Raw genomic sequence first — 15,414 nt, 5'->3', positions numbered from 1 at the left:
TATGTTGCTATAGAGTTTTCTATGCTTTTTATTGAAATCGGAATATTTGCCCTGATAATATTTTAATTTAGTCTAGTCTTTGGAATTTCAGTGATTGGTTAAAATCTATTTTTCCTTTGTATAAAGCAGAACCAATAACCAATCCTTTAACTCCGGTTTTTCTTAGTTCTTTGATGTCATCAATAGAGGTAATCCCTCCTGAATAAACAACGGGTATTTTAACAGCATCAACTAATTCTAAAACTGGTTCTAAATTAAAACCTTTTAATAAACCTTCTACATCAACATTAGTAAAAAGTATTCCTCCAGCTCCTTTTTTTTGCAGTATTTGCCCCAATTCTGGTGCAGTGTTTGATGTTTTTTCGGTCCATCCTTTAATTACAACTTTAGAATCTTTGCTATCTAATGAAACCATGATTCTGCTGGAATCATATTCTTCTGATAATTCTTCAACTATTTCTGGGTTTTCAATTGCTAAAGTTCCTAAAATTATCCTTTCAACCCCAATATTCAATAATTCCTGAGCATATTCTTTACTTCTAATTCCTCCGCCCATCTGAATAGGCACATCTGCATCTTCAACAATATTTTTAACCAGTGGCAAGTTATTCCTTTCACCGAATGCCCCATCAAGGTCAATCACATGTATATTTTCTGCCCCTTGATCTTCCCAATTTTTTGCAACTTTAACTGGATTTTCAATGATCACTTGCTCTGTTCCGGGCTTTCCCTGTACTAATTGAACACATTTTCCGTTTTTAATATCTACTGCAGGTATTATTAACATTTTGTTAGGATGAAAGGACATTATATCACCTTTTAGTCATGCTTTTTATAGTATCATTAGCTTTCAATTAATATGTTATGTGTTATATGTCAGTGAATCTTTTACTATTATTAATCAAAATTCAAACTTTAAAATAATTATTAATGGCTTTAACTAATTAAACTAATAATAAAAAAAAGGTAAGTATGGATAGTCCTATTGATAATGAGGTAGGGTTAGTTTATATCAAGTTGTCCTGAACATGAAATAACTGGAGTTCATTGCTTAGAATTTTGTTAATTAGTTTAATGTTAATCCGGTGTTAATCATCTGATCAATTTCAGTTTTTTAAATTCTATTTTTTAGTTTTTTCAGGATCCCAATATAAAATAAACACCCCCCCAACCATTAATAATCCCAATATTATCTCTAATATTCCAAATGGCTCATTTAATATTATAAATGCAAAAAATGCGCCAAAAAGGGAAGATAATGGAAAAATTGAACCAACTCTAGTTGCGCCTATTTCTCTAATGGCAAAATAAACCAGAATAAAAGCACTCCCTACACTAAATATTGAAACAAAAAGCAAAAAGGGCAATATTTCTAAAGATAAAGATAGGCTCAAACCCATAAAAAATCCCGTAATGAATAATAATGATATTCCACCAATTGAGCTTTTAAGACCAGAAATCCATATCAAGTCTCTTTTGTTACTCAGAAATTTACTTAAAACTATATCAATGCTCCAAAATACTGCTGCTCCAATAATAAGTAAGCTTCCTGTGAAAGTTTGGCTGTTTATCAAATCGTCAACTTCACCTTTAGTAGCAAGAAAAACGGCACCTATAACTAAAAATATTATTCCTATCACATCTTTTTTTTTAAAAGTTTCATCAAAAAGGATTAAACTCAAAATAATAATAAATAAAATTTCTAAATTTAATAAAAGCGACCCATTAACTGCTGTAGTTTGACTCAACCCATTAAGATATAATAATGGCGCTATAACTGAACTGGAAATTGCAGTTATAATCAATATCCCATAGTCTCTCTTTGAAATAAAATTTTCTGATTTATTTTTTTTGTTTAAAATATCCAGTATTCTTTCCTTTATAGGAGATTGCCTTATTGAAAACAAGAAAACACCGGCTAAGGTGTAAGTTAAGGCAGCTATAGGTAGTGGATGCATTTCTTGAAGCATTATTTTATTGAAAGTTGCGGAAATACCAAAAAATAGTGTGGCCATTATAATACTCAGATATCCCCAAAAACGATTCATATTAGATCATTCCCTATAAAAATTCCAACATATATCTTACATAATTGATTAATTTTTTTTGAATTATCCGGGATCATAATCCTGATATTTTATTCCATATTAATATGAATGGTAAGTCCACATTATTTATATTTATTAATTATAGATTTACTTTACCAGAAATGCTTGAGGATATTAAATTTAGATGATAATCATCAACATATTAAAATCACATATTAAAAAAGGATTACATTGGGTTTAACCCCTAAATGCACATTATATTTTCATAATCGATTATTAATTGAAATAGATATAATGGATAGATTCATATGAAAAAAGTGGCACTTAAAATTGCTTATATTGGAACAAATTTTCACGGGTTTCAAAGACAGCTTGATGTTAGAACAGTTGAAGGTGAATTGATTCGCACTTTAAAAGAAATGAGATTAATTGATGATTTAAAAAAGGCATATTTTGCAATATCTGGAAGAACGGATAGGGGCGTCCATGCATTAGGAAATGTAGTAACATTCATGAGTGAAAATGAAGTAATAATTAATCAAATAAATGATGCACTCCCGTCAGATGTCCAGATTTTAGCAAAAACGCCTGTTCACTATGGTTTCAGACCACGATATGCTAATACAAGACATTACCGTTATATTATTATGGATTGTAATGAATTAGATATAAATAAAATGAGTGAGGCCGGGGACTATTTTAAAGGTGCCCATGATTTTTCTAATTTTTCAAAAAGAAGTGAAAGAAATCCAATTCGAACAGTAGATGAGGTGTCTGTTGTAAAAAATGGGCCTCTGATTTGTGTAGATGTTAAGGGTGAAAGCTTCTTGTGGAATATGGTACGTAAGATGGTTAGGGTATTATACGATGTTGGAAATAATCAAAAAGATTCTTCAGTAGTAATTGATTATTTAAACCCGAATAACTTCATGCCTATCAAACCAATGCCTCCAGAATGTTTAATTCTTATGGATGTGGGATATAAAAACCTTAATTTTGAATATGATTCATATGCTTGTTCTAGATTTAAATCAACATTAAAAACAGAGTTAATAAAACATCGAACAAAAGTTTTGGTGGAAAAAACCATGATTGATGGGATTAATGAGTTTTGTAGTCACCGAAATGACTAATTCTCTACAAAATATTTTTAATAACTATCTATTATTTTTAGAAAAAAAATAAATCATTGATAGGCCATAGTTATCAACAGATGTTGAGGCTTCATAATATTGTTGGAGTATGAACTCATCTCCCCTAAAACTGATTAAATTCAATTGATCAATTTCTTTGGAGGTATTATCTGCTTTACGAGAATTCAAAGACTGAAAAAAATTCAGATGACTCAAAAAGCAAATTAAATAAGTGTAAAACTAATTCTAAAGGTCAATATTCTTTTTCAAACAATACTAATTCTAATGTAATGGATAGCAAGGTGGAGAAAAACTCTTCAAATCATAATTCCTGGCTGATAGTTGGGTTTGATCCCGGGTTGACTTCTGCAGTCGCTATACTTGATCTTAATGGTAATATTTTATATTTAAATAGTTTTAAAGAAGTGCAAAGATCAAAAATTATTAATGAAATTATTAACCATGGTAGAGTAACTTTGGTAGCAACAGATGTTTATCCCCATCCAAAAATGGTTAAAAAATTAGCTTCAACACTTAATTCAAAAATTTATTCCCCTCCCAAAGTTTTAACTGTGGAATCAAAAAATGAGTTAGTCTACGAATTTATCAATGAGCGAAAATTTAATATATCTCCAGAGAATGCTCACCAGCGGGATGCCTTAGCCGCAGCTATTAAAACTTATAAACACTACGAAAAAAAATTCAAACAAATAGAAAAGCGTGCAGATGAAAAAAAGCTTAATAATAATCAAAAAGATGAAATTAAAAATCTCGTGATTAAAGGAACCCCTATTACCAAGGCCATTAATCTATTTTTAGATGCTTTTGTTACTAATAATATTTCTGAATCTATTGTTCCAAAAGAGAAACCCCGAGAAGATATCTTAGAATTAAATATTTCTAAAGAATATAAAACACCTTTTCTTCAAGATGAGTCTATATTAAAACTCAAAAGACGTTTAAAATCTCAAGATAAACACTTAAAAACTCAAAGAGCCATTATAAAAAGTGTTAAAGATAAAAATAAAATATTAAAAACAAAAATTCGAAAACAGAAACTTGAAAATATTAAACTCAAAAATAAGATAAGTAAACTGGAGAAAGAATACTCTGATGGGGTATTACATAATAAAGAAATTTTATCCAAAATAAAAACTATCAATTCTTTAAAAGCCAAGTATAATCATGAAAAAAGACGTACAAAACAACTTGAAGAGAATTTACAGTCTATGGGTAAAATTAGAAACATGGAACTGTCTGATCAATTCCTGCCTGTAAAAATAGTTAAATCATTTACCCGAGAGGGCATAAACAGGGCTTGTGAATATTGGAAAATAAAAAAAGGCGATGTAATTTTACTAGCCAGTTCGAGAGGGGGAGGTTCTCAAACTGCGCTTTTGATAGTTAAAATGAAGGTTAAAGCAGTTTTAATTAACGATCCCATGTCTCATCAAGCCAGTGAAGTATTAGAAAATAACAATATTCCAGTATTATCTGCAGATGAGATGCACTTAAAGAAAGTGGATAAATTTGCAATAGTAAAGTCAAAGACTTTGAATAATCAAATAGATAAATGGAAAAATAATATTAATGACCAAAGGAAAAAAGAAGAAAAGCAGAAATTATTGAATGTTATAGAAGAATATAAAGCTCAAAGAAAAAGAGAAACTAGAGATGAATAATTCTATTAAATGCTTACAATTTTTATAAAATTTACTAGTTGATAATTATGAAAATAGCTATTGTAATTGGTACTCGCCCTGAAATTATTAAAATGGCCCCAGTAATTGATGAAATTCAAAAAAGAAGCATTGATTTTATTTTGATACATACTGGTCAGCATTATGATCACGAAATGTCTGATCAATTCTTTTTAGATTTAGAACTTCCCAAACCACATTATAATATTGGTGTGGGGTCAGCTTCCCATGCAGAAATGACTGCAGATATGATGATGGGAATTGAAAAAGTTTTATTAGAAAATAATATTGATATTGTGCTTGTTCAAGGAGATACTAATGCAGTACTTGCAGGAGCTTTAGTAGCCTCAAAATTACATATACCTGTTGGACACGTTGAAGCAGGGCTTCGTTCTTTTGATAAGACCATGCCCGAGGAGATAAATAGGATGGTGGCTGATGTTTGCTCCAAGTTATTCTTTGTTCCAACAGAAGAATCCGCAGTAAATTTAGTTGTTGAAGGGGTTAATCCTAAAAACATAATAATAACTGGAAATACTGTGGTGGATGCATGTTTGAGAAATTTAAAAATTGCTGATAAAACATCTGATATTCTCTCTAAATTCGATGTGAATGAAAAAATTTTAACATTAACCATGCACCGCGCTGAAAATGTGGATAATGAGGAAAGACTAACTAATATTGTAGAATCATTAATTGAGCTTGATGAATTTAATATTGTTTTCCCGGTACACCCGAGAACTCTAAAAAATCTGGAAAGGTTTGGATTATATGCAAAACTTGTTGAAAAGGAACATATTAATATAATTAAGCCTGTGGGATATCTTGATTTTCTTCTTTTATTATCTAAATCTTTTCTGATTATGACTGATTCGGGAGGACTTCAAGAAGAGGCCATAACACTCAATGTTCCATGTATTACCTTAAGATTTAATACTGAACGCCCTGAAACTGTGACTGCGGGTGGAAATATTTTAGTCGGTTCGGATAAGGAAAAAATATTGGAAACGGTTAGATTAATACTGGACGATAATTCAACCCGTGAAATGATGAAAAAAGCCATTAATCCTTATGGTGATGGTAAATCTTCAGAAAGGATATTGGACTCTATTCAAAAGAATCATGATGAAGATAAACTCCAGATAAAACCTCCAGAAGATGTTATGCGCAGTTTCACCAGAGAGATGGCATTTTTGGAAGATGAAATAACTGTTTCTAAATTTGAAGAAATAAATAATGCCTTAGTGCGTGTTGTCTATTCAGAAGGAAGGGCTGAATTTCCTCATCAAAATTTAGAATTAAATGGCAAGTTTGTATTATTTGATAAATTAACCTAAAATAATATTTTTTAATTAATTATATAGAATAAGATTGAGTTAATACGGATAAATTTTAATTAATAGTTAAAATATAAATTCATTAATAATAAACTCATTTTATAATATAAGTTATTGATTAAAAGTGAATCTTATTATTGTTTAATATTTCTAAGAATATTTATTCAAAGTATAATGATTATTTAATAAATTGAAGCGTTATATGTGACACAAGGCGATAAAATGACTGATAAATATTATAAAATAGCTTTGTATGGATTGGGCCATATTGGTTTACCTACTGCTTCTTTATTTGCTAGTAAAGGCTTCGAAGTAATTGGGGTTGATATTAATCAAAAAATTGTAGATACAGTTAATTCTGGATATTCTCCAATTATAGAACCTGGCCTGGATGAGTTGGTACATGAAGTAGTAAAAAAAGGTTATTTAAAGGCTACTAATAAGGGAGTTGAAGCATTAAATTCTTCAAATGTAATGATTGTTGTGGTACCAACTCCTGCTGATGAAAATAATTTGTCCGATCTTTCTGCAGTAATTTCGGCCTGTCAGAGTATTGTTGAATTTCTTAAAAAAGGAGATTTGGTGATTATTGAAAGTACAATTCCACCGGGAACTTGTGAAAATGTGGTTATTCCTATTTTGGAAAAAAATGGACTTAAAGCCTCTAAAGATTTTGGTCTGGCATATACTCCGGAAAGAGCACTTCCTAATAATACCTTATTTGAAATGACCCATAATGCAAGGGTGATTGGGGCTATAGATTCTGAAAGTGCGGAAAAAGCTGTGTTTCTTTATGAAAAAATAACTACGGGTAAAGTAATAACTGTAAAAAATCTAATCACTGCAGAAATGGTTAAATTAATGGAAAATACATATCGGGATACTAATATTGCTTTAGCAAATGAACTGGCCATAGTATGTGAATCTCTAGACATTGATGCTATTGATGCTATTGATGCTGCAAATTTCCATCCTCGGGTTAATATTCACACACCAGGACCTGGTGTAGGAGGGCATTGTCTTTCTATAGATCCTTATTTTATTGTTGAAATGGCAGAAAAGAAAGGTAAAGATGCTAAATTAATTAAAACTGCCCGGAATATCAATGAACAGATGCCTTATTATGTGCTTCAGTTGATTGAAGACTCACTTAAACAGGTGGGTAAACCTATAAAAAATTCTAAAGTAAGTATTTTGGGAGTGGCATATAAGGGTAATGTGGCTGATACAAGGGAAACACCTGCAAAACCCTTAATCAATACTTTATTAAATAAAGGAGCTCATGTTTTTGCACACGATCCTTATGTTAATGGAGAAATTATTCGCCATATGGGGGCCCAAGAAGTTACTCTTGAGAAGGCATTAGATTGTGATTGTGTTGTTTTAATGACGGATCATAAGGAATACCTTCAAATAACTCCCGAAATGATTAAAAAATCGGTTTTTATATGTAATCGCCCTGTTTTAGATCCCGAACCTTTTAGATCAAAAGGAGTTATCTTTAAGGGAGTTGGAAGGTCTTGAATATATTGGTTTTTGAGTATGCAACTGCAGTAGGCTTAGAAGATCCGGATTTTCTTTTAGAAGGTCGTGCAATGCTTGAAGGAATAATGGACGATTTTGTATCTTTGGAAATACATTCTAAAATCTATTATTTAATAGCAGATAAATTTCAGAAACTTTATTATGCGAATCGCTGGGACAAATCAACTCCTTTAATTTTATCTCAGGATCTGAAAAAGTGGATTGATGAGAATATTTCTAATTTTGATGCTTGCATTTTTGTTGCTGCCGAAGAAAATATGGAATTATATGAGTTTAGTCGCCAGATAGAAGAAAAAGGAGTAAAAATTATAGGTTCCAATGCAAGCGCTGTTTTAAAATGCTCTGATAAATTAAAAACATTCGAAGCATTACAGGGGAAGGTTCCGGTTATTGATACTCATAAACTTTTTTTAAAAGATATTCAATCTGAAACAATTCCGGACTATTATAAGTTTTTATTAGAAGATTTTAATTCAAATTCAGAATCTAAATCATTAAAAAATAAAATGATAATAAAACCTGCAGATGGGGTTGCTTGTCAAGGTATTAAGGTTGTTGAATCTTGGGATGATATAATAAAAGTTGTTCAAGGCATTAAAACATCACTGCCTTATTTATTACTTCAAAATTTCATCGAAGGGGAATCTTGCAGTGTTAGTTTGCTTGCCAATGGCAAATCTGCTTATCCATTAAGTTTAAATCGACAAAAAATAGAATTTAAAGAAGACGGCTTGGAATATATGGGTGGTGAAGTACCATGGAATCATCCTTTATCTCAAAAAGCCATGGATGTTGCTAAAAAAGTTGTAGAGTCAATCGAAGGCCTCAAAGGTTATGTTGGGGTTGATTTAATTATTTCAGACCAAATTTATGTTGTTGAAATAAATTCTCGTCTCACTACTCCTTACGTGGCCCTGCGAAAATTAATCTACTCTAATTTAGGTCAATTGATATTTAATGCATCTGAGGGATATTTGCCGGATAAAATCAAACTCAATGGGCATATGAAGTTTAAAAAAGGAAATAGTTGTTTAAAAATAATTGACGTTTAAAATATTCTTTAATAATGTTATCCTATTTCGGAACTTGACAAATATTTATAAAATAAATAAAATTTAACAATACTTTGAAACTTTTCATTGATTAATTTTTAAAAATATAATTTTAGGATTGTAAAAGGTGATTATGATGAAAATCGCTGGATTTGATATTGGTGGGGCAAATACTGACTTAGCTATCATAGATTTTGATGAAGGTGGAGATATAAACAACATCCGTGTTGATTTTTCTTATCTTCCTATGTGGATGAAAAAGGAAGAATTAGGTAATGCTCTTTTAGAACTTATTGGTGATGAAATAGACCAAGTAGATGCAGTAGGTATTTCGATGACTGCAGAATTGGTTGATGCATATCAAACCAAAAAAGAAGGTGTTCTGGATATTGCAAACCGGGTTAAAAATACCTTTGATATTCCTGTAGGGTTTGTAGGCCTCCAAAAAATGATGAATTTAGATGAACTATATTCTGATCCCCTCCAAGCAGCAGCAGCTAATTGGATGGCCACTTCACAAATTGCCACTATCATGTCAGAAAACTGTATAATGGTGGATGTAGGCAGCACAACAACGGATATAATTCCTATAAAAGATGGTTCTGAATGTGCAAAAGGCCGATCTGACCTTGAAAGATTGGGAACTGGTGAATTAGTATATACTGGAACATTGAGAACCAATGTAGCAGCTCTGGTAGATAAGGTACCTTTAGATGATTCATGGTTCAGGGTATCTTCCGAGCTTTTTGCAATTTCTGCAGATGTTCATAATATTTTAGGTAATATTAAAGTTGAAGATTACAGTTGTGATACTCCTGATGGTGCCGGTAAGTCCAAAGAGGATTCTATGAGGAGAATTGCCAGAGTGCTTTGTGGTGATCTTGATGTTTTAAGTCATTTGGATATAATCTCAGTATGTGACTATATTTATTATAAACAAGCACTGCGAATATCAGAAGCTATAATGGAAGTTTCAGAAAGAGAAATTATAGGTAATGTGGTGACTACAGGTCTTGGAATGAATGTTTTAGCTGCTAAAGCTGCTGAAATGGTTGGAATTGATTCAATAGGTATGGATGATTTTCTAACGACAGAAGAATGTGTAGTTGCCCCTGCAGTAGGCACTGCCTTAATGATGGAAGAACATTTAAATAGTAAATGAAATTGATATGGGTTGAAGTTAATGTTTAAAGAGGATATTGTGGTTGAATATTGGAATCAGTACCATACATTTTTCATTCCCATTAAATAAGATATAATATTTGCAGAAAGATGTAGTATGGGGCTTATGATCAATGCGGTAATTATTAAAACAGGGCTGGGGGACATAACCAGTGAAGCTAGTATTAAAGCACCTACAACGAAATCTAATTGATCTAATATGGGTGCAGGACGCCCTCTATCAATTTTTAGACGCCTTTTCAAAAAACTCCCTGCGGCGTCTCCTAATAGTGCACCTCCACCTAAACAAAAACCTAATAATGTGCCGTGAATAACATCACCTATTACTATGCCCTGTAAAAGTCCGATTAGGGTTCCAATAGCGGTTCCTATTATGGTTCCTTTCCAAGTAACCCCATCTCCCAGTATACGGCGTCCATCTCTAAATTCTCGGCCGAAATCCACCGGTGTCCCTCCACCGAAAGTTAAAGCCGATACATTGGCAAGATATGCTGGCAGCATAAAGTATATTACATATGCAATCAAAGTTAAAACATTGATAATATCTGGATTCATTCTTTACCTCTGGATTATCATTATAATTATTATTGATTATCATACACGTGCAAAATTATTTGTAGCACTTGCAATGATAACAAAGAAATTAGTTTATATGATTTATAACTTTCTATTAAATATATATGGGTGAAATCATGGTTATCAAAAAGACAAAAAGCCTGTGTCCTGAGTGTTTGAAACCTCTAAATGCAGAAGTTTATGAGGAACAGGGCAAAGTCATGATAAAAAAAGTATGCCCAGAACATGGTAATTTTGACAATGTTTATTGGAGCAGCGTTGATATTTATAAAGACGCAGAAGAATGTGATTATGAAGGAGAAGGGATTGTAAATCCCCAAACATCATCAGAAAAAAACTGTCCTTTGGATTGTGGTATATGTCCAAATCATGAAAGCCATACTATTTTGGGACTGATTGATGTAACTAATCGTTGTAATTTAAAATGTCCTGTTTGCTTTGCTAATGCAGCAGTAGCAAAATATGTTTATGAGCCGTCTTATGAAGAAATAAGAAAAATGCTTCAGAATTTAAGGGCTAATCAGCCAGTATCAACACCAGCTATACAATATGCTGGTGGGGAACCTACTGTTAGGGATGATATTGTCGATTTAATAAAATTGGCAAAAGAAGAAGGTTTTAGCCATACGCAAATAGCTACTAATGGTATTAGATTAGCAAAAAGGCCAGAATTGGCGATACAATTAAAAGAAGCTGGCTTAAACACAGTTTATTTGCAATTTGATGGTGTTAGTGAAGAACCATATGTTTCTTCAAGAGGAAGAAATTTATTACCTACAAAAATGGAAGCTATTGAAAATTGTAGGAATGCAAATTTGGGAATTGTTCTAGTACCTACAATTGTGCGAGGGGTAAATGACCACCAGATTGGTGATATAATTCAGTTTGCTGTTGATAATTTAGATATAATACGGGGGGTTAATTTCCAACCTGTTTCATTCGCAGGTAGAACTCCTGCAGATCAAGTTGAAGAACAGAGAATTACTATTCCGGATTTCCAGCAGCTTGTAGAAAAACAAACTGACTCTAAAATAGCTATTGACGACTTTTATCCTGCATCATCAGTTAGACCGATATCTGATTTTGTAGAAGCTATTGAAGGGGAACCTCAAGTAACATTTACTTGTCATCAGCACTGTGGAACTGCAACCTATGTTTTTGTTGAAAATGGAGATATTATTCCAATTACTAAGTTTGTAGATGTTGACAAATTTTTTGAACTTTTAGATAAGAGTTCTGATGATATTAAAACAGGAGGATTCACTGGTAAAGCGAGGACAATTGCTAGAGCTACGTTAGAACTTCCAAAGACGATTGATCGTGAAAAATCTCCAGATTCGGTTGATATAAAAAGTATTCTAACCTCTGTTTTTAAGGACAGATCTTACAGTTCACTTGGGGATTTTCATCACAAAACATTACTAATATCCTGTATGCATTTTATGGATGCTTGGAATTTTGATGAAGATAGAGTAAAACGATGTGTTATTCATTATGCAATTCCTGATGGCAGGATAATTCCATTCTGTACTATGAACTCTATTTATCGAGAACAAATTGAAAAAGAATTTGCTCTTTCCCTAAAATAAGTTTAAATGGATAAAAATAGTTACTAATACTAATCTTTATTCAAAAAATCTTTTTTAAAATAAAAAATAACTCTGGTTGTTCAAGTGATTATCAAAACTCCTTCCAGACTTCATCTGACTCTAATAGATTTGAATGGATCTATTGGGCGTATTGATGGTGGGGTAGGGATTACAATACAAGAACCCCGATTTGTTTTGAAAGTAGAACCTAACGATAGTGGAATCAACATAATTTTCAAGGATTTGAAAACTCTACCTGCTAATTTAATGTACGATTATTCTCAAAAGATTGAAAATGCTTCTATCAATGCAATGAATCAATTTGATTTAAAAGGTGGGTTTGATTTTTTCGTGGAAGAAACTTATCCTGTACATTCGGGTTTAGGGTCCGGGACTCAAATATCTATGGCTGCAGCAAAAGCAGTTCTTTTATTAAATGGAATTAATGTATCGGCCAGAAATCTGGGACGCATTGTTGGTAGGGGCGGCACTTCCGGGATTGGTGTGGCTGCTTTTCAATGTGGGGGATTTATTGTTGATGGAGGACACAGCAATATTGAAAAACCAAGTTTTTTACCTTCATCTGCATCTAAAGCTTCACCTCCCCCATTAATTGCACATTATGAATTCCCAGAAGAATGGAATATTATTTTAGCCACCCCTAAATTAAATGATCAGGTATCTGGAAAAAAAGAAGTTAATATATTTCAGGAATTCTGCCCCATACCTCTAAGAGAAGTTGAGAAACTTTCACATGTACTTTTAATGCAAATGATGCCTGCAGTACTGGATAAAAACATTGAATCATTTGGCAATGCATTGAATAAAATCCAGGATATTGGATTTAAAAAAGTGGAAAATGATCTTCAACATCATTTAATTGGAGATATCATAATGGACATGCGCGAAGCAGGTGCTTTTGGTGCAGGTATGAGTTCTTTTGGACCTACAGTATTTGCAGTAACTGATGATAATCCTAAAAATATACTAAATGCAGCAAAAGATGCAATGGCTGATTTTGGAGGTATGACTCATCTTACAAAAGCTCAAAATGAAGGTGCTAAGTGGTATATTTAATTATTTCAGGTTATTTTTTGATTATTAAATTAAATAAATCAGGGGATTGTTGATTAAAATCGAAAATTGTTTTAGTTTTTTAATTTATATATAAATTCAATAAGTTTATTATAAATTTATCATTTCAAAAAGATAGGGAGTTATGATTATGTTGGAAGTTATTGAAGGAAAAGTTTGGAAATTTGGAGATAATATTGATACTGATGTTATCATACCTGGAAGATATCTCAGAACTTTTAATTTAGATGACCTATCAGCTCATGTAATGGAGGGAGTGAGTTCCGATTTTGCACAAAAAGTTCAAAAAGGAGATATAATTGTTGCTGATTGGAATTTTGGCTGTGGATCATCTAGAGAACAAGCCCCTGTAGCATTAAAGCATGCTGGTATTTCAGCAATAGTCGCCAAGTCTTTTGCCAGAATTTTTTATAGAAATGCGATTAATATCGGCCTCCCTGTAATTGTGGCGGATATTGTAGCAGATGAGGGGGATGCTATTCGAATAAATCTGGAAAAAGGCTTAATCAAAAATCTAAATAATGGCACTGACTTTGAAATTGAACCATTTAAAAAGTTTATGCTGAATATTTTGAAGAATGGTGGTTTGGTAGATCACTATCTAAAAGAAAAATCAGGAAATTAACTGAATATATTATATAATGAGGAATAAAAAATGAAATGTCCCAATTGCGGATCAAATTCTTATGAGATTTTAAAATCTAAAGAAGAAACTTCAAAAACAAAAGAAATCAACAAACTTCTTTTAAAGTGTGAAGAATGCGGAAATGTATATAAAGAAATAATAACTCAAGATAAACCATCTGATTATCGAATAATTATAAGTGAACATGAAAATTCAAGAAAAGAGTTTGTTAGTTTATACCCTGATGAAATGTTATCAACAGGGGATATAATTATGGTTGGAGAAAGTGAAGTTGAAATCACTTCTCTGGAGAATAAAAAAGAAGGAAGAGTTGATACTAGTCCTGCTTCAGATGTGATTACAATATGGGCATTCTCTAGAGATATACCTGCCAGAATTGGCATTTCTATAGATTTTAAGGGTGTAATTATATCTAAAAAGGTGGATGTGGATAGGGAATTTAAATTTAATATAGGTGACATCGTAAAATTGGAAGAATACATTTTCAAAATAAGGTCTATCAAAACAAGAGAAAGGAAGATGAGAAAAGGTTTTGCCAAGGCATCTGTTGTTAAAAGAATTTATGGTAAACCTGTTGACTCTTTTGTTAGATTTAATTACGATCTTACAGATGACATTGTTGATAGGGATAAACCTATTAAGTAGGTGCATATGCCTTAATTCTAAATCATTTCACTTAAAAATTATCAGGGGTTAATTATCTAATTGAATGTTAGTGATTTAATGGATTTAGATATGGAAAAAGAAAGGAAAAATTTAGTGCGGAAATTACATCTGCAGGGTTATATCCGAACAGACAGTGTTGAAAAGGCTATGGGATCAGTTCCCAGAGAAGAATTTTTACCTGATGATAAAAGGCCCTATGCTTATTTAGATCAACCACTATCTATTGGTGAAGGCCAAACTATATCTGCTCCGCATATGGTGGCTATTATATGCGAGGAACTATCTTTAAAAGAGGGAATGAATGTTTTGGAGATAGGGACTGGGTTTGGTTATAATGCTGCTGTGGTTGCTGAAATCATAGGCAAAGCGGGTCATGTGTATACTATTGAGCGAATTAGATCTTTGTTAAATTCTGCTAAGAAGAATCTAAAGAGTACAGGTTACAGTGAACGCGTTACAGTCGTCCATGGTGACGGTAGCTTAGGCATCAGTCAATACGCACCTTATGATCGTATATATGTAACTGCAGCTGCACCAGAAGTACCTCAAACCATCAAGGATCAACTTAAAGTTGGCGGAATGCTTTTAGTTCCAGTAGGTGAAGAAGGTTTTTATCAAGAACTTATTTTGATGGAAAAACTATCAAAAAATGACTTTAAAACCACTAATCTGGGTAGTGTGGCATTTGTACCATTAATTGGAGAATATGGTTGGTAATATAATTAAATATCTTTCACCAATCAAATCAATTAATTTTATTAATAATTAAATTAAACAATTGTTAATTTAAAATATCATATTTTTATAAATTTTTTATAGCTTAATCTTAAATTAATCGTTAATTG

14 protein-coding genes are annotated in these 15,414 nt (G+C 32.0%); 11 read left to right on the top strand and 3 right to left on the bottom strand.

Annotated elements, in window-relative coordinates; all coding sequences use genetic code 11:
* Positions 1 to 67: 67 nt before the first annotated feature.
* On the bottom strand, positions 68 to 808 hold the full coding sequence (gene hisA, locus MXE27_RS02990) for a 1-(5-phosphoribosyl)-5-[(5-phosphoribosylamino)methylideneamino]imidazole-4-carboxamide isomerase (RefSeq protein ID WP_248610919.1): 741 nt from the start codon (positions 806 to 808) through the stop codon (positions 68 to 70).
* Positions 809 to 1,121: 313 nt separating this feature from the next.
* Positions 1,122 to 2,048, bottom strand: coding sequence for a DMT family transporter (locus MXE27_RS02985; protein WP_248610918.1), 927 nt, complete (start codon positions 2,046 to 2,048; stop codon positions 1,122 to 1,124).
* A gap of 308 nt (positions 2,049 to 2,356) precedes the next feature.
* Here MXE27_RS02985 and truA point away from each other — a divergent pair, with 308 nt between their 5' ends.
* From truA to MXE27_RS02955, 6 genes are all read left to right on the top strand, one after another.
* Complete coding sequence (gene truA, locus MXE27_RS02980) at positions 2,357 to 3,181, top strand: tRNA pseudouridine(38-40) synthase TruA (RefSeq protein WP_248610917.1); 825 nt, start codon at positions 2,357 to 2,359, stop codon at positions 3,179 to 3,181.
* Between the two features lie 290 nt (positions 3,182 to 3,471).
* A complete protein-coding gene (locus MXE27_RS02975) occupies positions 3,472 to 4,863 on the top strand; it encodes a DUF460 domain-containing protein (RefSeq protein ID WP_248610916.1) in 1,392 nt (463 codons plus the stop codon).
* A gap of 47 nt (positions 4,864 to 4,910) precedes the next feature.
* Positions 4,911 to 6,218, top strand: a complete 1,308-nt coding sequence (gene wecB, locus MXE27_RS02970; RefSeq protein WP_248610915.1) for a non-hydrolyzing UDP-N-acetylglucosamine 2-epimerase — start codon at positions 4,911 to 4,913, stop codon at positions 6,216 to 6,218.
* Between the two features lie 222 nt (positions 6,219 to 6,440).
* Complete coding sequence (locus tag MXE27_RS02965) at positions 6,441 to 7,742, top strand: nucleotide sugar dehydrogenase (protein WP_248610914.1); 1,302 nt, start codon at positions 6,441 to 6,443, stop codon at positions 7,740 to 7,742.
* Positions 7,739 to 8,815, top strand: a complete 1,077-nt coding sequence (locus MXE27_RS02960) for an ATP-grasp domain-containing protein (RefSeq protein WP_248610913.1) — start codon at positions 7,739 to 7,741, stop codon at positions 8,813 to 8,815. Before MXE27_RS02965 ends, MXE27_RS02960 begins: the two co-directional genes overlap by 4 nt.
* A gap of 136 nt (positions 8,816 to 8,951) precedes the next feature.
* Entirely contained in the window at positions 8,952 to 9,977 is a 1,026-nt protein-coding gene (locus MXE27_RS02955; protein WP_248610912.1) for a hydantoinase/oxoprolinase family protein, read from the top strand.
* A gap of 56 nt (positions 9,978 to 10,033) precedes the next feature.
* Here the strand turns inward: MXE27_RS02955 and MXE27_RS02950 are convergent, their stop codons facing one another.
* On the bottom strand, positions 10,034 to 10,552 hold the full coding sequence (locus MXE27_RS02950; protein WP_248610911.1) for a CDP-2,3-bis-(O-geranylgeranyl)-sn-glycerol synthase: 519 nt from the start codon (positions 10,550 to 10,552) through the stop codon (positions 10,034 to 10,036).
* A gap of 137 nt (positions 10,553 to 10,689) precedes the next feature.
* On the opposite strand from MXE27_RS02950, the gene tes reads away from it, so the two are divergent.
* The 5 genes from tes to MXE27_RS02925 all read left to right on the top strand — a co-directional run bounded on the left by tes (position 10,690) and on the right by MXE27_RS02925 (position 15,286).
* Positions 10,690 to 12,162, top strand: coding sequence for a tetraether lipid synthase Tes (tes, locus tag MXE27_RS02945; RefSeq protein ID WP_248610910.1), 1,473 nt, complete (start codon positions 10,690 to 10,692; stop codon positions 12,160 to 12,162).
* Positions 12,163 to 12,246: 84 nt separating this feature from the next.
* Complete coding sequence (locus MXE27_RS02940) at positions 12,247 to 13,239, top strand: beta-ribofuranosylaminobenzene 5'-phosphate synthase (RefSeq protein WP_248610909.1); 993 nt, start codon at positions 12,247 to 12,249, stop codon at positions 13,237 to 13,239.
* A 151-nt stretch (positions 13,240 to 13,390) separates the two neighbouring features.
* Positions 13,391 to 13,882 (top strand): homoaconitase small subunit, encoded by a 492-nt coding sequence (gene hacB, locus MXE27_RS02935; RefSeq protein WP_282730672.1) that lies wholly within the window; start codon positions 13,391 to 13,393, stop codon positions 13,880 to 13,882.
* Between the two features lie 30 nt (positions 13,883 to 13,912).
* Positions 13,913 to 14,548, top strand: coding sequence for an HVO_0476 family zinc finger protein (locus MXE27_RS02930; protein WP_248610907.1), 636 nt, complete (start codon positions 13,913 to 13,915; stop codon positions 14,546 to 14,548).
* 78 nt (positions 14,549 to 14,626) lie between these two features.
* A complete protein-coding gene (locus MXE27_RS02925; RefSeq protein WP_342765985.1) occupies positions 14,627 to 15,286 on the top strand; it encodes a protein-L-isoaspartate O-methyltransferase in 660 nt (219 codons plus the stop codon).
* Positions 15,287 to 15,414: the final 128 nt, after the last annotated feature.

Origin of the sequence: Methanobacterium alcaliphilum, from assembly GCF_023227715.1 — an archaeon.
GTDB lineage: Archaea > Methanobacteriota > Methanobacteria > Methanobacteriales > Methanobacteriaceae > Methanobacterium_E > Methanobacterium_E alcaliphilum.
The sequence above is the reverse complement of the archived record's forward strand: the minus strand, read 5'-3'. Positions and strand labels throughout refer to the sequence as shown.